We start from the raw sequence: 21,656 nt of genomic DNA, 5'->3' as shown, positions 1-21,656 counted from the left end.
CCCGGGACGCCGCGGGGCGCCCGGAGTGGGCACCCGGAACCCGGTCCCGGCCCTCGCGACGAGGGGTCGAGCCGCTGGCCACCAACACCTTGAGTGGAATAGACTCAACTTATCGAAGGTTGGTGTAGGCAAGACGGGAGCCGTCCGGTGGAGGCCCCGGCACGACCTCGGTCGTCGACGCCAGAGCACGTCAGAAGGAGGAGCACGCACCCGTGGACGCGGAGCTGACCAACAGGAGCCGTGAGGCGCTGAACGCCGCCAACGAGCGAGCCGTCGCCTCGGGACACGCGGACATGACATCCGCCCACCTCCTGCTCGCGCTGCTGGCCGGGCAGGACAACGAGAACATCACCGACCTGCTGGCCGCCGTCGGCGCCGACAGCGCCGCCCTGCGCGACGGCGCGGAACGACGGCTGGCCGCCCTGCCGAGCGTGCAGGGCTCCACGGTCGCGCCGCCGCAACCCGACCGGGAACTGCTGGCCGCGGTGAGCGACGCCTCCCGGCGCGCTCGCGAGCTCGGGGACGAGTACGTCTCCACCGAGCACCTGCTCATCGGCATCGCCGCGCAGGGCGGGCTGACCGCCGAGGTCATGGAGAAGCAGGGCGCGACCGCCAAGAAGCTGGTGGCCGCCTTCGAGGAGAGCCGTGGAGGGCAACGGGTGACCAACGCCGACCCCGAGGGCACCTACAAGGCGCTGGAGAAGTTCGGCACGGACTTCACCGCCGCCGCGCGCGAGGGCAAGCTCGACCCGGTCATCGGCCGGGACCAGGAGATCCGCCGCGTGGTGCAGGTCCTCTCGCGCCGCACCAAGAACAACCCGGTGCTCATCGGCGAGCCCGGCGTCGGCAAGACCGCCGTCGTGGAGGGCCTGGCCCAGCGCATCGTCAAGGGCGACGTCCCCGAGAGCCTGCGCGACAAGCGCCTGGTCTCGCTGGACATCGGCGCGATGATCGCGGGCGCCAAGTACCGCGGTGAGTTCGAGGAGCGCCTCAAGACCGTCCTCGCCGAGATCAAGTCCAGCGAAGGCCAGATCATCACCTTCATCGACGAACTCCACACCGTGGTCGGCGCCGGCGCCGGCGGCGACTCCTCGGTGGACGCGGGCAACATGCTCAAGCCCATGCTGGCCCGCGGCGAGCTGCGGATGGTCGGTGCCACCACGCTGGACGAGTACCGCGAGCGCATCGAGAAGGACCCGGCGCTGGAGCGCCGCTTCCAGCAGGTGCTGGTCGCCGAGCCGAACGTCGAGGACACCGTCGCCATCCTCCGCGGCCTCAAGGGCCGCTACGAGGCGCACCACAAGGTGCAGATCGCCGACTCCGCCCTCGTCGCCGCGGCCACCCTCTCCGACCGCTACATCACCTCCCGCTTCCTGCCCGACAAGGCCATCGACCTGGTCGACGAGGCGGCGTCCCGGCTGCGCATGGAGATCGACTCCTCACCCGTCGAGATCGACGAACTCCAGCGCTCGGTGGACCGGCTGCGGATGGAGGAGCTGGCGCTGCGCAACGAGAGTGACGCCGCCTCCCTCCAGCGCCTGGAGAAGATCCGCCGCGACCTTGCCGACCGCGAGGAGGAGCTGCGCGGCCTCACCGCCCGCTGGGAGAAGGAGAAGCAGTCCCTCAACCGCGTCGGTGAGCTGAAGGAGAAGCTGGACGAGCTGCGTGGACAGGCCGAACGCGCCCAGCGCGACGGCGACTTCGACACCGCCTCCAAGCTGCTCTACGGCGAGATCCCGGCCCTGGAGCGCGAACTGGAGGAGGCCGCCGAGGCCGAGGCGGAGGCCGAGCAGGAGGCCGCCACCACCTCCAGCATGGTCAAGGAGGAGGTCGGCCCGGACGACATCGCCGACGTCGTCGGCGCCTGGACGGGCATCCCCGCCGGCCGCCTGCTGGAGGGCGAGACCCAGAAGCTGCTGCGCATGGAGGAGGAGATCGGCCGGCGGCTGATCGGCCAGCGCGAGGCGGTGCGCGCCGTCTCCGACGCGGTGCGCCGCACCCGCGCCGGCATCGCCGACCCCGACCGTCCCACCGGCTCGTTCCTCTTCCTCGGCCCCACCGGCGTGGGCAAGACCGAGCTGGCCAAGGCGCTCGCCGACTTCCTCTTCGACGACGAGCGGGCGATGGTCCGCATCGACATGAGCGAGTACGGCGAGAAGCACTCGGTGGCCCGGCTCGTCGGCGCGCCCCCCGGTTACGTCGGCTACGAGGAGGGCGGCCAGCTCACCGAGGCCGTCCGCCGCCGCCCCTACAGCGTGATCCTGCTGGACGAGGTGGAGAAGGCGCACCACGATGTCTTTGACATCCTGCTCCAGGTGCTGGACGACGGACGCCTCACCGACGGCCAGGGCCGCACCGTCGACTTCCGCAACACCCTCCTCATCCTCACCTCCAACCTCGGCTCGCAGTTCCTCATGGACCCCCTTCTCAAGGAGGGCCAGAAGGAGGAGAAGGTGCTGGAGAGCGTGCGGGCCTCCTTCCGTCCCGAGTTCCTCAACCGCCTCGACGACGTGGTGGTCTTCCACCCGCTCGGCACCGACCAGCTGGAACGCATCGCCCAGCTCCAGATCGCGCACCTGCAGCGCCGCCTGTCCGAGCGCCGCCTCACCCTGGACGTGAGCGACCGCGCCCTGACCTGGCTGGCCTGGCTCGGCCAGGAACCGGTCGTCGACCAGCCGCAGGGCGGCCCCGGACCGGACCTCTCCTACGGTGCCCGGCCGCTGCGCCGCCTGGTGCAGACCGCCATCGGGGACCAGCTCGCGCGGGAGATCCTCGCCGGCGGGATCGCCGACGGCGACACGGTGCGCGTCGAGGTCGCCCCGGACGGATCGGCCCTCGCCGTCACCTCCGGCGGCGAGGGGCCCCGGGGTGGGGCCGGGCCCAGCCTCACCAAGGAGACGGCGTCGTCCTCGGCCGCTGCGGCGGGGCCCGGCGGCAGCGCGGACTGAGCCGCCGGACGCGTCCCGTCCGCCCCACCCGGCCCGCCGCGCCCGGCCCGCCCCGGCCGCGAGCGGGGGCCGGGCGAGGCAGGGGGAGGAGCCCGTACCGGGGAGATCGACACGGGCTCCGGCCGGGCTTGCCAGGACGGGGCGGGTGTGGGGGAGGATGGAAGGGACCACCACGAAGGGACTTCCACGGTGACTATCGACCCGTCCTCGATTCCTAACTTCGGGGGCCAGCCCGAACCGCAGCCGACGGGACCGCAGGGCCCGATCGTGCCTGACCAGGACCTGGTCAAGCAGCTGCTCGACCAGATGGAGCTGAAGTACGTCGTAGACGACGAGGGCGACCTCGCCGCCCCGTGGGAGCAGTTCCGCACGTACTTCATGTTCCGTGGCGACGAGGAGCAGCAGGTCTTCTCCGTCCGCACCTTCTACGACCGGCCGCACACCATCGAGGACCGCCCGAAGCTCCTCGACGCGCTGGACGACTGGAACCGCCGGACCCTCTGGCCCAAGATCTACACGCACACCCACGACGACGGCAGCGTCCGCCTCATCGGCGAGGCCTCCATGCTGATCGGCACCGGGGTCTCCCTGGAGCACTTCGTCTCCTCCACGGTGAGCTGGGTGCGCGCCTCCATCGAGTTCGACAAGTGGCTCGTGGAGCAGCTCGGCCTGGAGGCCGACATCGAGGGCAACGACAAGCCCGACGACGAGGGCTGACCCCAGCGCCGCACCGCGCCCACCGCGCCCACCGCGCGGAGCCGCCGGACGGCGACCCGCTCACGACAGGGCCCGGACCTCCACCCACGGAGACCCGGGCCCTGTCGCGTCTCCCTGTCCCGAACGGTCACGGGTAGCCCCGAACGGTCACGGGTAGAGGGGTGTCACGGGAGGACGGGGTGACGGGAAGCGGCGGGTCACGGGTCAGGGGAAGACCGGGACACCGGCGCGGGTGAGCCGCCAGTGGTCGGCGCCGAAGGCGGTCGGGTCGATCGTGCCGTGCTTCTGCACCCAGGCGATGATCGTGTTGCGGATCTCCTCGGAGGAGGACCAGACCGAGGTGGCGGCGGCGACGTGCGGGTAGTTGCTGCCGCCGCCCGAGCGGTAGTTGTTGACCGCCAGCACGAACTGCGCGGCCGGGTCGATCGGCGCCCCCGCGTGGCTGAGCCCGGTGATGCGGGAGCCGACCGGCTGGGAGATGTCGATGTCGTAACTGACGCCGCTGAGCACGTCGTAGCTGTAGTCCGGGGTGTTGTTCGCACCGGTCAGCCTGTCCACGTCGACGGGCGCGTCGGGCGCGGTCTGCGTGAAGTAGGCCGCGGACCACTCCAGGTAGTCCTTGACCTGGGCGCCGGTGAGGATCTTGGCGTCCAGGGTGTTCTCGTAGACGTAGAGCCCGGCCACGTCCCGCAGCGTGACCTGACCGGCCGGGATGACGGCGGTCCGGGAGAACGGGGAGGCCTGTGAGAGCACCGGGAGGTCGGCGTGCTCGGTCCCGGCCAGCGCGGCGCTCACCGTCTCGGCCTGCACCTGGTTGAGGAAGTCGACGATCGGGGTGTCCCGGTACCGCGACTCGGCGGCCGACATCGTCGCGGTGCACGTCCCGACGACCTGGTTGACGTAGGCGACCACCTTCCGGTGCTCGTCCCTGACCAGCCGGGCCACCGCCGCGTCCTCGGGCACCGTGGCGGCGTTGCGGACCTCGGCGGTGACCTTGCTGACCTGCCATCCGCCGCGCGACCACGTCAGGTCGATGTCGAAGACGCTCAGCCGCATCCCCCACATCAGCGGCTCGGAGAGCACCACGGGCCGGCCGGTGGCCTCGTTGGTGACGACGGTCTGCGGGCGCTCGACGTGGGTGTGGCCCACCAGGATCGCGTCGATGCCCGGGACCTGCGCCGCCACCAGCGAGGAGGCGTTCTCCGGGTAGGGCACCGCGTCACCGTAGGAGGTGCCGCCGTCCATGCCGGAGTGGTTGACGAGGAAGACGACGTCGCAGCCCAGGGAACGGAGCCGGGGCACGTAGACCTTCGCCTGCTCCACCAGGCCGGGGAAGGCGAGCTTGCCCTGCACGTTGTTCCGGTCCCAGACGGCGATGCCGGGGTTCGTCAGCCCCAGGATGCCCACCTTCACGTCCGGGCCGCCCTCGACCGGCACCCGCCTGACCACGTACGGGGGGAAGGCGGGCCGCAGCGAGGTGGCGTCCACGGCGTTGGCGGCCAGCAGCGGGAAGTCGCACTGCTCCTGGAAGGCGCGGAGCAGCGGCAGGCCGTAGTTGAACTCGTGGTTGCCGAGGGCGGCGGCGTCGTAGCGCAGGTGGTTCATGGCCAGCGCCATGGGGTGGCGGGGACCGCTCCGGGTGCCGGTGATGGGCTCCACGCGGGCGTAGTAGTAGGAGAGTTGGGTGCCCTGGATGATGTCGCCGGCGTCGAGCAGGAGGGTGCGCTCGTGCCCCTTCTCCTGACGCGCCTGGGCGACCAGGGTGGCGATCTTGGCGAGGCCGACGTCGTTGTGGTCGGCGTCGTCGTACTCGGCGTCGGTGAAGTAGTCCCAGTTCAGGGCGTGACCGTGCAGGTCCGTGGTGCCCAGTACGCGCAGCGAGGCGGTCTTCGGCCGGTGGCCGTGGCGGGTGGCGGCCCCGGCGGGCGCCGCGGCCACGGTCTCGGCGGTGCCGGCCAGGGCGAGGCCCGCGCCGGTGACGGCCGAGCGGTTGATGAAGTCCCTGCGGTTGAGGGGCATCCGATCTCCTGTTGTGGGTGCTGCCGCCGCCCGGCGCGCTCACCCGGGGGACGACTGTGCGGTGCGGGCTGGGGTGGTGACGCGCGTAGATTCTGGCCCATGGGACGGTGGGGGCGACAGGGGTTGCGCGGGGACGGTCCCGGGGGAGCCGCCGGTGCCGGGTGGCGGTCCCGGGGGGTGCGGCATGGCCCGGATGCGTGCGACGACACGGCCCTGTGTCGGTCGTACCCTGACCACGAACGGGAAGGAGCCGTCCATGAGCGTCGATGCGATCGTGCACACGGAGTTCCCCAAGGGATACACGGTCCTGTGCGGAGCTGACGGAAAGGTGATCATGACTCCGCAGAGCTTCGAGCTCTCCAGCACGATCAAGTCGATGCAGTACGACACGATCGTGTCTCTCGGACGCCATGCGAAAACCGCATCGGATGTCTCCATCGACTTTCCCGCCGACGAGAACTCCGCCCCCGGTCTGGCGATCCTCCGGGAGGACGCCCGCCGGGAGGGAAGGCGCTACAGCTTCGAAGACGTCCTGCTGATCTCCGAGGTCGTCTCGACCTCCTCCGCACGCAGGGATTACGACGACTGCACCGCGAAGTACGGCCGCTACGGCATCCCCGTCTACCTGGTGGTCGACCCTTACGCCCAGGAGGTCGTCCTGCACACCCAGCCGACCGGCACCGGCTACATCGCGGCGCACACCCACAAGTACGGCACGGGCAAGCTTCCCATCCCCCTGGCCGACGGCCGTACCTTCACCCTCGACCTCGACGAGCTTCCGAGGCCGACGCCCGAGGGGGACGCGGGCTGACGGCCCCCGGCGTCGGGCCGGGGGGCCGGGGCGGAGCGCGGGTCAGGGTGCCAGCCCCTGGAGCCGGGTCACCGCCTCGTCCAGCACGCCGGTGCGCTTGCAGAAGGCGAACCGCACCAGGGTCCGGCCGGCGTCCGGGTCGTCGTAGAAGACGGCGTTGGGGACGGCCACCACGCCGCAGCGCTCGGGCAGGGCGCGGCAGAACGCGAAGCCGTCCTTCTCGCCCAGCGGCGCGATGTCGGTCGTGACGAAGTACGTGCCCTGCGGCCGGTGGACCCCGAAACCGGCGTCCGCGAGACCGCCGGAGAGCAGGTCCCGCTTGGCGCGCATGTCCTCGGTCAGGCCGGCGAAGTAGGTGTCGGGCAGGCGGAGGGCCTCCGCGACGGCGTACTGGAAGGGGCCGGCGCTCACGAACGTCAGGTACTGCTTGGCGGTGCGGACGGCGGTCACCAGGGCGGGGGCGCCGGTGACCCAGCCGACCTTCCAGCCGGTGAAGGAGAAGGTCTTGCCCGAGGAGGAGATGGACACCGTCCGCTCGCGCATGCCGGGCAGCGAGATCAACGGCACGTGCTCGCCGTCGAAGACGAGGTGCTCGTAGACCTCGTCCGTGACGACCAGCAGATCGCGTTCGACGGCCAGCTCGGCGATGGCGGCGAGTTCCTCGCGGGTGAGGACGGTGCCGGTGGGGTTGTGCGGCGAGTTCAGGAGCAGCAGGCGGGTGCGGGGGGTGACGGCGTCCCGCAGGGCGTCGATGTCGGGGCGGAAGTCGGGGGCGTGGAGGGTGAGGGGGACGCGGACCGCGCCGGCCATGGCGATGCAGGCGGCGTAGGAGTCGTAGAACGGCTCGAAGGCGATGACCTCGTCACCCGGTTCCAGCAGGGCGAGCAGCGTGGCGGCGATGGCCTCGGTGGCCCCGGCGGTGACCAGGACCTCGGTGTCCGGGTCGAAGTCGAGACCGTAGAACCTGTGCTGGTGCTCGGTGATCGCCGCGCGCAGCTCGGGAACCCCGGGCCCCGGCGGGTACTGGTTGCCGCGGCCCTCGCGCAGGGCTCGGACCGCGGCCTCCCGGACCTCCTCGGGGCCGTCCGTGTCGGGGAAGCCCTGCCCCAGGTTGATCGCGCCCGTCCGGAGGGCCAGCGCCGACATCTCGGCGAAGATCGTCGTCCCGTGCCCGTCCAGCCTGCGGTTCAGCAGCGGCCTGCCACCCATGTCCCACCATCCTTGCCGTCCAGACCGGCACCCCCCGGACGCCCTCCGGCCCGGGCTGGCGCCCGTCCGCGGCCGTCCGCCGGGACGTCGGTACCTCCTCGGGGTCGTACACGGACATGCTCCCACTCTCCGTCCGCGGCCGTTCCGCCACAGCCCGGGCGTGCTCCGGGCCGGGACGCACGCCGGGACAACACCGGCTGGAAGCTCTGGAGTTGCTCAACTGCGCTTTGAGGGGGACAGGGCGCGGGCATGCCCCTGTCACGCAAGTCGGGGGACGGGGGACGGGGGAGCGGGGGGACGGGGGCCGGGGGCCCGCACTGGGTGCGGGCCCCCGGGCACACCCCCACGCGGCGATGTCACCCACGTCGCGATGTCGCCCACGCGGCGATGTCACCCACGCGGCGACGTCACGCGGCCGGGGAGCGGTGCGGATGCAGGAAGGCACGAGAGACAACGGGGGAAGCGCATGGGATTCGTCATCGTCATCGGGATCGTGGTGGTGATCGGGATCGTCGCCGTGGCGTCGGGCCGGCGCGGCGGAAAGGGCGGGAAGGGCGGCCGTAACTGGGGCGGGGGCGCCGCGGCCGGGGGTGCCGCGACCGACGGCGGAAGCTGGTGGGCCGGCGACGGCGGCTCCGGCTCCAGCGGTCACCACGGAGGCGGACATCACGGCGGCGGTCACCACGGTGGGCACTCGTGTGGCGGTGGGTCCTCCTGTGGTGGGAGCTCTTCCTGCGGCGGTGGGTCCTCCTGTGGCGGAGGTTCTTCCTGTGGCGGCGGTGGAGGCGGGTGTGGGGGAGGCTCCTGAGGTGCTGGGGTGAGTGGCGACGGGGAGCACGTGCTGCTGGTAGAGGGCTGGCGGCACATGCTTTCGGCCAACTCAACAGCGTTGCATGGGACGGTGGTTGAACAACTGAACTGTCGGGCCCTCTGAGGGATGGAAACCCGGAGAAGATGGGTAAAAACGATGTGCAGCGCCGACATCCGTGGTTCCCTCGGAGTTGAGACCACATCTCGCCAACCTGCGTGGGCAACTACCGGCGGTCAGCCGTGAACCTGGTCCTCCACCGCGTGGGGCCGGCCCACCATCCCTGTGCGCCTGCGGAGTCGACCCATGCTCACCTCTCTGAAGACCACGTACACCGACACGCGCGCCAGTGACCTCGCCTGGGCGCTGGGCCGGGAGCCGCTGCCCGCGCTCGCCGAACTCGAACTCCGGCTCGGTGGCTCAAAAGTGCAGCTCCGTCTCCTCGGGGCCTCGCACCAGATCCTTCTGGAGGACGGCACCGGAGTCTGTTCGGAGACCGTGGCCTGCATGGCGGGCCGCAGCACCCCCCTCCCGCTCGGTGTCGCCGAGCAGGTCGGCAACTGGGACTACGAGTTCGCCGCCCACGTCGAACACCTCTCCGAGGCGTCGTTCGCCGGGCGGGCCCAGGAGCTGCTGGCCCTCGTCGCCGACCACCCCTACGGCCTCGCGGGCACGTTCCCGGGGTCGCCCCACGCGTTCACGGCCATGCTGGCGCAGCACCGGGAGGGCCGGACCTGTTGGCGCACCTGGCACGCGTATCCGCAGGAGGGCGCCCTGGTGACCACCCGGACGAGGGTGTCGGGGCGGGTGTCCGGGCGGGTGGCGGCCGGAGTCGGCTGTTCCGGTGTCCCGGCGGTCACCGGTCGGGCGGGGCGCGGCTGAACTGCGGCCCGGTGCGCGGCTCGGGCCTGTCCCGGGCGGCTTGAGGGCGCCCGGGAGGTGCGGGGGCCGGCCGCAATCCGGGGCGGAAGCCCTCCGGAAGCGTCGATCGGTGCGCACGCGCGTGCGCCTCTCGCGAGATTGCACCCTTGTGAGTGACGCATGGTGCATGAGTCGTGACGTAGCGTTTACTGGGTGGTTGACGTGTCCGATCCTCGAGTCTCTGACGCCGCCGCGGCGTTCGAGGTCGCGGAGCAGGCGCGGCTGCCCGTCTCCGCCGCGCTCGGCCGGCTCCTCGTGCTGCTCGTCGTCTTCGTCTGCGCCGCCTGCGGGCTGGTGTACGAACTGGAACTGGTGGCGCTGGCCTCGTACCTGACGGGCGACACCGTCACCCAGGCGTCCGTCGTGCTGTCGGTGATGGTCTTCGCCATGGGGGTGGGCTCCCTCCTGGCCAAGCGGCTGCGGTGCCGGGCGGCCCTCGGCTTCGGTCTGGTGGAGGCCGGGCTGGCACTGGTGGGCGGCTGCTCGGCCATGGCGCTGTTCGCCTGCTTCGCCTGGCTGGGCACGTCCCGGCCGGTGCTGGTCGGCTTCTCCTTCGCCACCGGGGTGCTCGTCGGGGCCGAGGTCCCGCTGCTGATGACGCTGATCCAGCGCATCCGGCGGCAGGACCTCAGCGGGGCGGTGGCGGACCTCTTCGCCGCCGACTACGTGGGGGCGCTCGTCGGCGGACTCGCCTTCCCGTTCCTGCTGCTGCCGGTACTGGGCCAGCTGACCGGCGTGCTGCTCACCGGCGTGGTCAACGCGCTGGCCGGCGGTTCCCTGGTGCTGTGGCTCTTCCGGCGCGATCTCACCCGGCGCGCCCGCTGCGGGCTGCTGATGGTCAACCTCGCAGCGCTCTTCGTGCTGCTCACGGCCCTCGCCCTGGCCGGGCCCTTCGAACGTGCGGCGCGGCAGGCGATCTACGGCGCCCCCCGGGTCGCGGTGCGCAGCGCCGTCCAGGAAGTCGTGGTCACCGGCGGCGACACCGGTCCTGACGGCCGGAGCGCGAGCCGCGCCCCGGGAGCCCGGCCGCTCGCCCTCTACCTCGACGGACACCTGCGCGTCGACGGCGCCGACGAGTACCGGTACCACGAGGCGCTCGTCCACCCCGCGATGAGCAGCGGACCACACCGCCGGGTGCTGGTCCTCGGCGGTGGGGACGGCCTGGCCGTACGCGAGATCCTGAGGTACCCCGACGTGGCCTCGGTGACGGTGGTGGAGATCGACCCGGCCGTGGTGCGTCTGGCCCGGCACGACCCCGGCCTGGCGCGGCTGAACCGCGGGGCGATGACCGACCCGCGGGTGCGGGTGGTGCACTCCGACGCGTTCGGCTGGCTGCGGCGGCCCTCCCGCACCGGCTCCCCGCCCGAGGGGTACGACGTGGTGGTCTCCGACCTGCCCGACCCGCTCGGCACCGCCGGCACCAAGCTGTACTCGCAGGAGTTCTACGGACTGGTCTCCCGGGTGCTCGCCCCCGCCGGCCGCCTGGTGGTGGACGCCGGTTCGCCGCACCGGGAGGCCCACGCCTACTGGACGGTCGAGGCCACCGTCCGCTCTGCCGGACTGCGGACCGTGCCCTACGCCGTCGCCCGGCGGTCCGGCCCCCACAGCTCACCGACAGGGGCGCCGTGCCGGCGGGGGGCGGGGCGGGACGGCTCGTGCTGGGGTTACGTACTGGCGGGCCGGTCCACCCCGCCGCTCCGGCTGACCCGGGGCGGCCCGCACCTCAGGTCCCTCACCACCGCCGTCCTGCGCGCCGACGCGGCAGCCCTCTCCCGCTCCCGCCCCACCCGTCTGCCGCCCTCGACACTGCTGCGTCCGCGCTACGAGGACTGAACACCTGGCGCCACGAAGGCCGCGGGCAGGACCGTACCGGTGATTCGTGCCGGACGGGTCGGGTGCGGCGGCCTGGTGGGTAGGCTCCGAAACATGGAGCACGAGGTGTACGTTCCGTTTCCCGTCGACGTGGTCCGGCAGGCCCTCACCGAGCCGGACCGGGTGGCCCGGTGCCTGCCCGGCGTCCAGCTGGACGGCGATGCGGGGCCCGGCCCCCTCAAGGGACGGCTGCGCCTGCGGGTGGGCAACACCTCCATCACCTACCGAGGCAGTCTCGGCCTGCGCATCGCCGACCAGCCGCGCGGAGCGGACCCGGCACGCAACACCGCCGGGTCCGGACCGGCGGACAGCGCTGACACCACGGGTGAGCCGGTCGTGGTCGTGCTGGCGATCGAGGCCACCGGCACCGAGGCCCGCGGGGAGGGCAAGGCCGAGGCCGGCCTCACCGTGCGCCTGCGGGCCGGCGAGGACGGCCGGACGGTGCTGGCCTGCGGTGGTGCCGTCCGCAGTTCGGGACGGCTGGACGACCTGCCGCACGAGACCGTCGAGGCGGCGGGACGCAGGCTGCTGGACCGCTTCGCCGAACAGCTCGCCGTGGACCTGGAGCGGACGCCGGTCGCCGAGACCCCCGGTGCCTGGGGTGGCACGGCGCACGGACCCAGCGGAGCGGAGTCCGCAGGCGGTGCGGCGGGCGACGCGGCAGCGGCCTCCGGGGCAGGGGAGTCCTCTGGGGCCGGGCAGCAGCCCGCCGGTCCGGCCGACGAGGCCGCGGCTGAACCCGTCGCACCGGCCGAGTCCTCCACCTCCGCGGGCGACGAGCTGGGCGGTGAGCTGGGGGACGACCTCGCGGAGGACCTGTCCCAGGACATGATCGCCGGGCTGTCCGGCGGCGAGGAGGGGCCGGCCGACGGCGGGGAGCCGCCTGCTGAGGCCGCACACGCCCGGCGCACCATGATCGGCCGGAGCGCCGAAGAGGTCGACCACGCCCCGCCCCGCGGCCGCTACGCCCCGGTGCCGGGCCCCGACCAGAGCCCGGGGACCGCCGCCCTGCGCTGGGCCGCGCCTGCCGCCGCCGTGGCGCTGGCCTCAGCCGTCGTCGTGAGCCGCATCCTGCGCCGGCGACGCTGACCCGGCACCACCGGGGCGTACCGGCCGCGGGTCGGTGGCCTCGGGATCAGGCCGTCGTGGGGCCGCCCGGGGTGGCGTTGGCTAGGGTCGGACGCGTGAGCAACCAGGACACGCAAGGGACCCCGTCAGCCTCCGGCGCCGCCGCCGACGAGGTGCGGCTGGTGGCCGGCGGGACAGAGGTGACCATCGCCCCGGACAACGGGTGCCGGGTCAGCAGCCTCCGCGTCGGCGGCACCGAGCTGCTGCGACAGGGGCAGAAGTACGGCTGTTTCCCCATGGTGCCGTGGTGCGGCCGGATCGCGGAGGGTCGCTTCCGCAACGGCGGTGAGGTGCACCGGATGCCCCTCAACTCGCCGCCGCACGCCATCCACGGCAACGGCCGCGACCTGCGGTGGCGTACCGCGCTCGTGGACGGCACCACCGCGATGTTCACCTACGCGCTCGACGACCCGGCGAAGCCCTGGCCCTACCCGGGGACCGTCACCCAGAAGGTCGAGCTGGCCGAGGACGGCGGCTCCCTCACGCTGACCCTCAGCGTCGAGGCGACCGCCGACTCCCTCCCTGCCCAGGCCGGCTGGCATCCGTGGTTCCTGCGCCACCTGGAGACCGCCGACGGGTCCCAGGACGGTGCCGGCGAGGGGGTGCGCATCGACTTCACCCCCGAGTGGCAGGAGGAGCGCGGCCCCGACCACCTGCCGACCGGTCGGCGCATCGACCCCCGCCCCGGCCCCTGGGACGACTGCTTCGGGATGCCCGCGGGTGTCGACGTCACGCTCACCTGGCCGGGACGGCTGGAGCTGAAGGTCGCCAGCCGCAGCGAGTGGGTCGTCGTCTTCGACGAGCAGGAGCCGGCCGTCTGCGTGGAGCCGCAGTCCGGTCCACCCAACGGTCTGAACACCGCCCCGCGACTGGTCACGCCCATCGACCCGCTGGAGATCAGCACCACCTGGAGCTGGCAGCGGCTGTCCTGAGGCTCCGGACCGGCGCCCTCCCCGCGTCCGCTCCCCCGACTGCCGCTCGGGGGCGGGCCGGGAGGGCGCCGGTCGCCTGGACCTTTAAGCTCGTGCGTATGAGCGACGACGTCAGCGCGGCAGTGCCGTCCGACACACGAGGCGAGCTGCTGCGGCAGATCAAGGACAAGGCCGTGGTGCACGGCAGGGTGACGCTTTCCTCCGGCAAGGAGGCCGACTACTACATCGACCTCCGCCGCATCACCCTCGACGCCGAGGCCGCGCCGCTGGTGGGCAGTGTGATGCTGGACCTCACCGCTGACCTGGACTTCGACGCCGTGGGCGGGCTCACGCTCGGTGCCGACCCGGTCGCCGCCTCGATGCTGCACGCCGCCGCCGCGCGTGGCCGGCGCCTCGACGCGTTCGTCGTCCGGAAGTCCCAGAAGACGCACGGCATGCAGCGTCGCATCGAGGGCCCGGACATCAAGGGCCGCCGCGTGCTCGTCGTCGAGGACACCTCCACCACCGGCGGCTCGCCGCTGACCGCGGTCGAGGCCGCTCGCGAGGCGGGGGCCGAGGTCGTCGCCGTGGCCACCATCGTCGACCGTGGCGCGTCCGAGGCCATCGCCGAGGCCGGACTGCCCTACCTGACCGGATACCAGCTGGCCGACCTCGACCTGGCGTGACCGGTCCTCGCCGCCCCCTTCCCGAGCCGTCACCCGTTTCACGTGAAACACCTCACATGGCGTGACGGGCCCGGATCTCCTCCTGCGGACAGCAGGTGGAGGAGACGCCCGAGTCTGGGAAGATGAGGGCGGCGAGTGGTCGCCACCTCTGGTCAGGGCCCAGAACGCACACCCGCATACCCAAGGAGCGGACAGATGCCCATCGCAACTCCCGAGGTCTACAACGAGATGCTCGACCGGGCGAAGGCAGGCAAGTTCGCCTACCCGGCCATCAACGTGACCTCGACGCAGACCCTGCACGCAGCGCTGCGTGGTTTCGCCGAGGCCGAGAGCGACGGCATCATCCAGATCTCCACGGGTGGCGCGGAGTTCCTGGGCGGCCAGTACAACAAGGACATGGTGAGCGGCGCGGTCGCCCTGGCCGAGTTCGCCCACGTGGTCGCCAGCAAGTACCCGGTCAACATCGCCCTGCACACCGACCACTGCCCCAAGGACAAGCTGGACGGTTACGTGCGTCCGCTGCTGGCCATCTCGGAGCAGCGCGTCTCCCAGGGCCAGGAGCCGCTCTTCCAGTCGCACATGTGGGACGGTTCGGCCGAGACCCTGGCCGACAACCTCTCCATCGCCGAGGAGCTGCTGGCCAAGGCCGTCGCCGCCAAGATCATCCTTGAGGTCGAGATCACCCCGACCGGTGGCGAGGAGGACGGCGTCAGCCACGAGATCAACGACTCGCTGTACACCACGGTCGACGACGCGTTGCGCACCGCGGAGGCGCTGGGCCTGGGCGAGAAGGGCCGCTACCTGCTGGCCGCCTCCTTCGGCAACGTGCACGGCGTCTACAAGCCGGGCAACGTGGTGCTCCGCCCCGAGCTGCTGAAGGACCTCCAGGAGGGCGTGGCCGCCAAGCACGGCAAGGCCGCCCCCTTCGACTTCGTCTTCCACGGCGGTTCCGGCTCCACCGAGCAGGAGATCGCCACCGCGCTGGACAACGGCGTGGTGAAGATGAACCTCGACACCGACACGCAGTACGCCTTCACCCGCCCGATCGCCGGCCACATGTTCAGCAACTACGACGGTGTGCTGAAGGTCGACGGCGAGGTGGGCAACAAGAAGACCTACGACCCGCGCACCTGGGGCAAGCTCGCTGAGGCGGGCATGGCCGAGCGGGTCACCCAGGCCTGCGCCAACCTGCGCTCCACCGGCACCAAGCTGAAGTAAGCAGCTCTCACCAGGCTGAGGTGCTCCCCGGACGGCCGGCAGGACCGGGCGTCCGAGGAGCACCACCAGGGCCCGTCCCCGCTCGGCACGTCCGGGCTTCGGGGGCGGGCCCTGACGCGTGGGAATCCGGTGGGACCAGCGGTGGCCGGACGGCTGCGCGCTGGGCATGCTCACCGTATGAGCGATGACGCACCGCGGCCCACCTCCGGGCCCGCCGGCGACGAGCCCGGGCGGGCCGCCTCGCAGCCGGACGAGGACGTGCCGGGGCAGGGCGTGCAGGGCGCCGACCCGGGCCCGGACGGCGTTGGCGAGGGGCGGCCCGGGACGATCGAGGTCTCCTCGGCGCGCGGGCGGTGGGTGCTGCTGACGACGGTCCTCGGGTCCGGCATGGCCCTGCTCGACTCCACGGTCGTCAACGTGGCGCTGCCCCGCATCGGCGCCGACCTGGGAGCGGACCTCGCCGTCCTCCAGTGGACGGTCAACGCCTACATGCTCACCCTTGCGGGCCTGATCCTGCTGGGCGGCGCCCTGGGGGACCGGTACGGGCGGCGGCGGGTCTTCGTCACCGGGGTGGTGTGGTTCGCCACGGCCTCGCTGCTGTGCGGCCTGGCTCCCAACGCGACGCTGCTCGTCCTGGCCCGCGCTCTCCAGGGCGTCGGTGGAGCGTTGCTGACCCCGGGGTCGCTGGCCCTGATCCAGTCCGTCTTCCGGCCCGAGGAGCGGTCCCGGGCGGTCGGGGCCTGGTCGGGGCTCGGGGGCGTGGCTGCGGCCGTCGGCCCCTTCGTCGGCGGCTGGCTGGTGGACGGCCCGGGGTGGCGCTGGGTGTTCTTCCTCAACGTGCCGCTGGCTGCGGTGTGTGTGCCGGTGGCGCTGCGCCACGTCCCCGAGACCCGGGACCCGGCGCACCACGGCCGGTTCGACGTCCGGGGTGCGCTCCTCGCGGCGCTGGCCCTCGGCGGCGTGACGTACGCGCTGATCGCCGCGCCGACCGGGGGCGCCTCGGCGGGGGTCTTCGTGCCGGCGGTCGTCGGGGTGGCGCTGGCGCTGGTCTTCCTGGTGGTGGAGCGGCGACGGCCCGACCCGATGCTGCCCCTGGAGATCTTCGCCGAGCGGCAGTTCAGCGCGGTCAACGGCGTGACGCTCTGCGTGTACGCGGCCTTCGGCGGCTTCTTCTTCCTCACCGTCGTCCAGCTCCAGGTGGTGGCCGGTTACTCGGCGCTCGTCGCGGGGACGGCACTGCTCCCCACGACGCTGCTGATGCTGCTGTTCTCGGCCCGCTCGGGGGAGCTCGGCCGCCGCATCGGACCGCGCATCCCCCTGACCGTCGGCCCGCTGCTGTGCTGCTGCGGCATGCTGCTGATGACCAGGATCGGACCGCACGCCTCCTACCCGAAGGACGTGCTGCCGGCGCTGCTGGTGCAGGGCTGCGGCATGGTGCTGCTGGTGGCGCCGCTGACGTCCACGGTCCTGGCCTCGGTGGACGTCTCCCGCGCGGGGTTGGCCAGCGGCGTCAACAACGCGGCGGCCCGGGCCGCCGGTCTGGTGGCGGTCGCCGCGCTTCCGCTGCTGGCCGGGCTGGGCCCGGAGTCCTACCGTTCGCCGACCCAGTTCGCGGCCGGGTACCGGCGGGCCATGTTCTGGTGCGCCGGGGTGCTCGTGGTGGGGGCGGTGCTGGCGTGGGCCACGGTGCGGGCGGACGTCCTGAAGGCCCCTGCCGGGGCCCCGGCGCAGCCGCCGCCCCTCCGCCCGCAGACGCCCGAGGAGGCCGAGGCACCGGGTACGGCGGCGGCCCAGGGCGCGGAGGCGCGGGGTGCGGCGGCGGCCCGGGATGCGGAGGCGGCCCGGGATGCGGAGGCGGCGGCGCAGGAGGCCGCCGGCGCGCCCGCCTGCCGCTACCACTGCGGTGTCAGCGCGCCCCCGCTCAACCCCGGAGACGGCCGTCGGGGGGAGGCGGCACCGGCTCCCACCGCGGAGTGACGCGGCGGCTCGCGGTACCCCGTACCGGCCGGTGCGGTGAGGGGGCAGACTGGAACCCATGCCCATTCACGAGAACCTTCTGGGGGGACCTCCCCCCACGCACCTGCCCGACGACCCGGGCCCCCGCGAGCTGCTCGCCTCCGGCACCGACCCGGCCGACGTCGCCGCTCGCCACCCCGCCTCCTCCCTGGCCTGGGCCCAGCTCGCCGACGACGCCTACCAGGCCGGGCGGGTCGTGGAGTCGTACGCCTACGCCCGTACGGGTTACCACCGGGGCCTCGACGCACTGCGCCGTGCCGGGTGGAAGGGGCACGGCCCCGTCCCGTTCGAGCATGAGCCGAACCGCGGTTTCCTGCGGGCGCTGCACGCCCTCGCGCGTGCCGCCGAGGCCATCGGCGAGCAGGCCGAGTACGAGCGGTGCAGCCAGTTCCTGAAGGACTCCTCGCCCGCGGCGGCCGCCACCCTCACCTGAGCGGCTTCCCGCGCGGGGCTCCGGCCCCGCCGACCGGCGCGACAGGGCCGGCCGCCACCCGCGGCCGGCCCTTGCCATGTCCCCGGACACTCCGCATGATGCGTGCAGGCCCCCGCGGGGCCTGAGGGGTCCTTGCCATATGAGCGTCCGACCCGGGCGGGCATATGGCAAGGCCCCCTGAGAGGGGACCGGAGCTCCCACACCGCCGAAGGAGGCAGGAGCGGACCGCCACCCGGAGGAGCGACCCACCAGAGGAGTCCGGGATGTCGCAGTCACCACCGGCCGGCGGTACCGGCCGCAGTCACCCGTCCGGAGCAGAGCCGGCAGCCGGATCCCCGCCGGGGCGCGGCGCCGGAGCGTCACAGTCCGGCTGCCCGTTCGGCCCGGGCAGCCCACCGGACGCGGGCAGCCCGCAGGAGGCGGGCGCCCGGAGCCGAAGCTCCCACAACGCGGGCCGCACAGCTCCGGCCTCGCAGAGTCCGGGCGCTCAGGACCCGGACTCGCGGAACCCGGCGGACCACAGCCTCGACCCGGACCTCGGGATCGGGGCCGAGGGCACCACCCCCTACGAGGACTACGTCCACGCCGACCTGCTCACCCACCTCCAGGAGCCGCTCTCCGACGACCCCGGCGAAATGGCCTTCCTGGTCACCACGCAGGTCATGGAGCTGTGGTTCACCCTCCTCGTCCACGAGTGGCAGACCGCCGCGAAGGCGCTGCGCAGCGAGGACCTGCCCCGGACCATGGCCGCTTTGCGGCGGTCGACGTACACGCTCCAGGCCCTCAACGCCGCCTGGCAGCCCCTGGCCCGGCTGACCCCCACCCAGTTCGACGCGTTCCGGGGGGCACTGGGCGACGGCTCGGGCTTCCAGTCGACGATGTACCGGCGGGTGGAGTTCCTCCTCGGGGAGAAGTCCGCGTCCATGCTGGTGCCCCACCGGGGTGCGCCTCGGGAGTACGCGGAACTGAGCAAGGCGCTGCACGAACCGAGCCTGTGGGACGAGGTGCTGGCCTACCTGCACCGCCGCGGGTTCGCCGTCCCCGACCACGTCCTGCGGCGCGACGTGACGGCCCGCCACGACCCGGACCCCGCCGTGGAGGCGGTCTGGGTGGAGATCTACCGCCGCTCGCCCGGCGACGACCTGGTGGCACTCGGCGAGACGCTGACGGACGTGGCGGAACTGGTGTGGCGCTGGCGCAACGACCACCTCGTCGCCACCCGCCGGGCCATGGGCGCGAAACCCGGCACCGGCGGTTCGGCGGGAGTGGCGTGGCTGGAGAAACGTGCCGCGAAGCTGGTCTTCCCCGAGTTGTGGACGGCGCGCGGCCATGTCTGAGACGAGGCCTGTGCCGAGGCGGAGGCGTCCGGTGCCGCAGGACGCCGGGACGGAAGCGGACCCGGGACCGGAATCGGGGACGAGCGCGGCGGCCGGGGCAGGAGCGGGCCCGCGGCAGCGAGTGCGAGAGTGCCGGCATGCCTGAGACGAGTGATGCGGGAGTGGGAGCCGGGACGGGCCCGGCGAGAGCCGCTGCGGCCACGACCGAAGCAGCGAGGAGCGGAGCGGTGGGAGGACCGGGGAGGGAGACGCCGAGCCAGGCCGGTACCGGCACCCGGGCCGGGAGCGGCACGGGGCGGTCGGGTGCCGGTGCACTGGCGGTGGAGGCCGCCGAACGGGACGCGAAGGACCCGTTGGCACCGCTCCGGGACCGGTTCGTCCTGGAGGACGCGGCCGGAGACCGGACCGGAGCCGGGCCCGGGCCCGCTGCGACGGCGGGTCACGACGGCGAGGGGGACGGGCCGGGGGCCCCGGTCGTCTACCTCGACGGCAACTCCCTCGGTGCGCTGCCGCGGTCGGTGGCCGGGCGGTTGGCGCAGGTCGTCGGCCACGAGTGGGGACGGTTGCGCATCCGCTCCTGGACCGAGTCCGGTTGGTGGACGGCGCCCGAGCGGGTGGGCGAACGCCTCGCCCCGCTGCTCGGCGCCGCCCCGGGGCAGGTCGTGGTGGGCGACTCGACCAGCGTCAACGTCTTCAAGGCGGTAGTGGCCGCGGTGCGGATGGCGCAGTCCGACCGGGCCGCCGACCCCGCCTCGCCACCGCGGGACGAGATCCTGCTCGACGCCGCGACCTTCCCGTCCGACGGATACCTGGCCGACTCCGCGGCCCGGCTGACCGGGTGCACCGTCCGGGCGGTGCACCCCGGCGAACTGGCCGCCGCCGCGGGGGAGCGGACCGCCGTGGCGCTCGTCAACCACGTCGACTACCGGACCGGGCGCCGCCACGACCTGGCCGGCATCACGGCCGCGCTGCACGCCGCCGGCGCCTACGCCGTGTGGGACCTGTGCCACAGCGCCGGCGCCCTGCCCGTGGAACTCGACGCGCACGGCGTGGACCTGGCGGTCGGCTGCACCTACAAGTTCCTCAACGGCGGCCCCGGCTCCCCCGCGTTCCTGTACGTGGCCTCCCGGCACCAGGAGCGGTTCGACTCACCGCTGCCGGGCTGGACCTCGCACGCCGACCCGTTCGCGATGGAGAGCGGGCACACCCCTGCCGCCGGTCCGACCCGGGGCCGCGTGGGCACGCCCGACATCCTGTCGATGCTGGCGCTGGAGGCGGCCCTGGAGGTGTGGGACGGGGTGGACCTGCACGCCGTGCACGCCAAGAGCCTGGAACTCGGCGACTTCTTCCTGGAGTGCGTGGCCGCCCACACGCCGCCCGGCACCGTCCGCTGCGTGACGCCGTCGGCCCATGACGAACGCGGCAGCCAGATCACCCTGGCCTGCCCGTCCGCCGAGGCGGTCATGGCGGAACTCTGCCGGCGCGGCGTGGTGGGCGACTTCCGTCCGCCGGACCTGCTGCGTTTTGGTCTCACACCGCTGTACACCTCCTTCGCCGACGTGGAACGGGCCGCCCGCGTGCTGGGCGAGGTGCTCGCCGGGCAGGACCGGCCCGCAGGGACGGTGGGCGGCGGCCTGGCGGACGCGTCGGAGGGGGACCGGTGAGCGAGGTGGGTGCCGTGCCGGCAGCCGAAGCGGCGGCTGTGGCGGCGGACGAAGCGGCCCTGCTGGAGCTGCCCCCCGTGGAGCCGGACCGCGTGCAGGTCCTCGGCCCCCACCCCGACCAGCGGCTGGACTGGTACGAGCCGCAACAGCCCCTTGCCGCAGCGCCGTTGGTGGTGTTGGTGCACGGCGGTTTCTGGCGGGCGGCCTATGACCGCGGCCACCTCTCGCCGTTCGCCCGTGCGCTCGCCGGCGAGGGGATGCGGGTGGCGCTCCCCGAGTTCCGGCGGGTGGGGTCGGGCGGCGGGTGGCCGGTCACCCTGGAGGACGTCACCGCGGCGGTCTCGGCATGCGCCGAGGTGGCCACCGGCCCCGTCCTCCTGCTGGGGCACTCCGCCGGCGGACACCTGGTGCTGTCCGGTGCCGGCCGCGGGCTGCCCGTCCACCACGTCGTGGCCGTCGCCCCCGTCGCCGACCTGGTGGCCGCGCACGAGTCGGCCCTCAGCGACGGAGCGGTGGCCGCGTTCTGCGGGCCGGGCCCCGGGCTGGAGGACCGGATCGCCGAGGCCGACCCGATCGGGCACCCGCCCCGCGGCCTCCCCGTGACACTCCTCCACGGCACCGCGGACGCCGTCGTGCCCGTGGCCTTCTCCCGCCGGTACGCCACGGCGGTGGGGCGTCCCCCGGCGGAGGCGGGGCAGGGCACGCCGGCGGCCCGGGGCGCGGTGGCCGGCGCGGGCGGCGTGCGGGGCGGGGCACCGGGGCCGGCTGCCCCCGGCCAGGCACCGGGGGCAGGTGCCCCCGTGGCGCTGCTGGAACTGCCCGGCGTCGGCCACTTCGCCCCCGTCACCCCCGGAACCCCGGCCTGCCACCAGGTGACGCGTGTCCTCAGGGACGCCGCCGCAGCCGCCGGGTGAAGCCCCGGCCCTCGCCTCCGTGTCTCGTCCACAGCCTGTGGACG

16 protein-coding genes are annotated in these 21,656 nt (G+C 73.4%); 14 read left to right on the top strand and 2 right to left on the bottom strand.

What is annotated here, in order from left to right; genetic code table 11:
* Window positions 1-212: 212 nt before the first annotated feature.
* Window positions 213-2,948, top strand: coding sequence for an ATP-dependent chaperone ClpB (gene clpB / locus ACFV3R_RS31655; RefSeq protein WP_385590330.1), 2,736 nt, complete (start codon window positions 213-215; stop codon window positions 2,946-2,948).
* Window positions 2,949-3,137: 189 nt separating this feature from the next.
* Entirely contained in the window at window positions 3,138-3,665 is a 528-nt protein-coding gene (locus ACFV3R_RS31650) for a YbjN domain-containing protein (protein ID WP_385590328.1), read from the top strand.
* Window positions 3,666-3,869: 204 nt separating this feature from the next.
* On the opposite strand, the gene ACFV3R_RS31645 is transcribed toward ACFV3R_RS31650, so the two are convergent.
* Complete coding sequence (locus tag ACFV3R_RS31645; RefSeq protein WP_385590326.1) at window positions 3,870-5,684, bottom strand: bifunctional metallophosphatase/5'-nucleotidase; 1,815 nt, start codon at window positions 5,682-5,684, stop codon at window positions 3,870-3,872.
* A 256-nt stretch (window positions 5,685-5,940) separates the two neighbouring features.
* On the opposite strand from ACFV3R_RS31645, the gene ACFV3R_RS31640 reads away from it, so the two are divergent.
* The gene (locus ACFV3R_RS31640; protein ID WP_385590324.1) at window positions 5,941-6,495 is read left to right on the top strand and encodes a Uma2 family endonuclease; all 555 of its coding nucleotides are present in this window, start codon (window positions 5,941-5,943) and stop codon (window positions 6,493-6,495) included.
* A 42-nt stretch (window positions 6,496-6,537) separates the two neighbouring features.
* Here the strand turns inward: ACFV3R_RS31640 and ACFV3R_RS31635 are convergent, their stop codons facing one another.
* The gene (locus tag ACFV3R_RS31635; RefSeq protein ID WP_385590322.1) at window positions 6,538-7,704 is read right to left on the bottom strand and encodes a pyridoxal phosphate-dependent aminotransferase; all 1,167 of its coding nucleotides are present in this window, start codon (window positions 7,702-7,704) and stop codon (window positions 6,538-6,540) included.
* A 1,114-nt stretch (window positions 7,705-8,818) separates the two neighbouring features.
* Between ACFV3R_RS31635 and ACFV3R_RS31630 the strand changes: the two genes are divergently transcribed.
* The 11 genes from ACFV3R_RS31630 (at window position 8,819) to ACFV3R_RS31580 (ending at window position 21,612) form a co-directional block, all read left to right on the top strand.
* Complete coding sequence (locus ACFV3R_RS31630; protein ID WP_385590320.1) at window positions 8,819-9,394, top strand: DUF2617 family protein; 576 nt, start codon at window positions 8,819-8,821, stop codon at window positions 9,392-9,394.
* 192 nt (window positions 9,395-9,586) lie between these two features.
* On the top strand, window positions 9,587-11,266 hold the full coding sequence (locus ACFV3R_RS31625; RefSeq protein ID WP_385590318.1) for a polyamine aminopropyltransferase: 1,680 nt from the start codon (window positions 9,587-9,589) through the stop codon (window positions 11,264-11,266).
* Window positions 11,267-11,359: 93 nt separating this feature from the next.
* A complete protein-coding gene (locus ACFV3R_RS31620) occupies window positions 11,360-12,394 on the top strand; it encodes an SRPBCC domain-containing protein (protein ID WP_385590316.1) in 1,035 nt (344 codons plus the stop codon).
* A gap of 95 nt (window positions 12,395-12,489) precedes the next feature.
* Window positions 12,490-13,365, top strand: coding sequence for an aldose 1-epimerase (locus ACFV3R_RS31615; RefSeq protein ID WP_385590314.1), 876 nt, complete (start codon window positions 12,490-12,492; stop codon window positions 13,363-13,365).
* A 98-nt stretch (window positions 13,366-13,463) separates the two neighbouring features.
* On the top strand, window positions 13,464-14,030 hold the full coding sequence (pyrE, locus tag ACFV3R_RS31610) for an orotate phosphoribosyltransferase (RefSeq protein WP_385590312.1): 567 nt from the start codon (window positions 13,464-13,466) through the stop codon (window positions 14,028-14,030).
* Window positions 14,031-14,225: 195 nt separating this feature from the next.
* Window positions 14,226-15,248, top strand: coding sequence for a class II fructose-bisphosphate aldolase (fbaA, locus tag ACFV3R_RS31605; RefSeq protein WP_385590310.1), 1,023 nt, complete (start codon window positions 14,226-14,228; stop codon window positions 15,246-15,248).
* Between the two features lie 177 nt (window positions 15,249-15,425).
* A complete protein-coding gene (locus tag ACFV3R_RS31600; protein ID WP_385590308.1) occupies window positions 15,426-17,225 on the top strand; it encodes an MFS transporter in 1,800 nt (599 codons plus the stop codon).
* A 58-nt stretch (window positions 17,226-17,283) separates the two neighbouring features.
* On the top strand, window positions 17,284-17,697 hold the full coding sequence (locus tag ACFV3R_RS31595) for a DUF3151 domain-containing protein (protein ID WP_385590306.1): 414 nt from the start codon (window positions 17,284-17,286) through the stop codon (window positions 17,695-17,697).
* 542 nt (window positions 17,698-18,239) lie between these two features.
* Window positions 18,240-19,034 (top strand): tryptophan 2,3-dioxygenase, encoded by a 795-nt coding sequence (locus ACFV3R_RS31590; protein WP_385590344.1) that lies wholly within the window; start codon window positions 18,240-18,242, stop codon window positions 19,032-19,034.
* 137 nt (window positions 19,035-19,171) lie between these two features.
* Complete coding sequence (gene kynU, locus ACFV3R_RS31585; RefSeq protein WP_385590304.1) at window positions 19,172-20,698, top strand: kynureninase; 1,527 nt, start codon at window positions 19,172-19,174, stop codon at window positions 20,696-20,698.
* Window positions 20,695-21,612: an alpha/beta hydrolase family protein gene (locus ACFV3R_RS31580; protein ID WP_385590302.1), complete on the top strand. Its 918-nt coding sequence runs from the start codon at window positions 20,695-20,697 to the stop codon at window positions 21,610-21,612. Before kynU ends, ACFV3R_RS31580 begins: the two co-directional genes overlap by 4 nt.
* Window positions 21,613-21,656: the final 44 nt, after the last annotated feature.

It is taken from the genome of Streptomyces sp. NPDC059740, from assembly GCF_042733155.1.
In the GTDB taxonomy this organism is placed as follows: domain Bacteria; phylum Actinomycetota; class Actinomycetes; order Streptomycetales; family Streptomycetaceae; genus Streptomyces.
Note: the sequence above shows the minus strand (reverse complement) of the source record. Positions and strands in the feature narration are given on the sequence as shown.

Coding starts and splice junctions, on each gene's coding strand:
- ACFV3R_RS31645 (WP_385590326.1), bottom strand. CDS start 5,684: ATGCCCCTCAACCGCAGGGACTTCATCAACCGCTCGGCCGTCACCGGC.
- ACFV3R_RS31640 (WP_385590324.1), top strand. CDS start 5,941: ATGAGCGTCGATGCGATCGTGCACACGGAGTTCCCCAAGGGATACACG.
- ACFV3R_RS31635 (WP_385590322.1), bottom strand. CDS start 7,704: ATGGGTGGCAGGCCGCTGCTGAACCGCAGGCTGGACGGGCACGGGACG.
- ACFV3R_RS31630 (WP_385590320.1), top strand. CDS start 8,819: ATGCTCACCTCTCTGAAGACCACGTACACCGACACGCGCGCCAGTGAC.
- ACFV3R_RS31620 (WP_385590316.1), top strand. CDS start 11,360: ATGGAGCACGAGGTGTACGTTCCGTTTCCCGTCGACGTGGTCCGGCAG.
- pyrE (WP_385590312.1), top strand. CDS start 13,464: ATGAGCGACGACGTCAGCGCGGCAGTGCCGTCCGACACACGAGGCGAG.
- fbaA (WP_385590310.1), top strand. CDS start 14,226: ATGCCCATCGCAACTCCCGAGGTCTACAACGAGATGCTCGACCGGGCG.
- ACFV3R_RS31600 (WP_385590308.1), top strand. CDS start 15,426: ATGAGCGATGACGCACCGCGGCCCACCTCCGGGCCCGCCGGCGACGAG.
- ACFV3R_RS31595 (WP_385590306.1), top strand. CDS start 17,284: ATGCCCATTCACGAGAACCTTCTGGGGGGACCTCCCCCCACGCACCTG.
- kynU (WP_385590304.1), top strand. CDS start 19,172: ATGCCTGAGACGAGTGATGCGGGAGTGGGAGCCGGGACGGGCCCGGCG.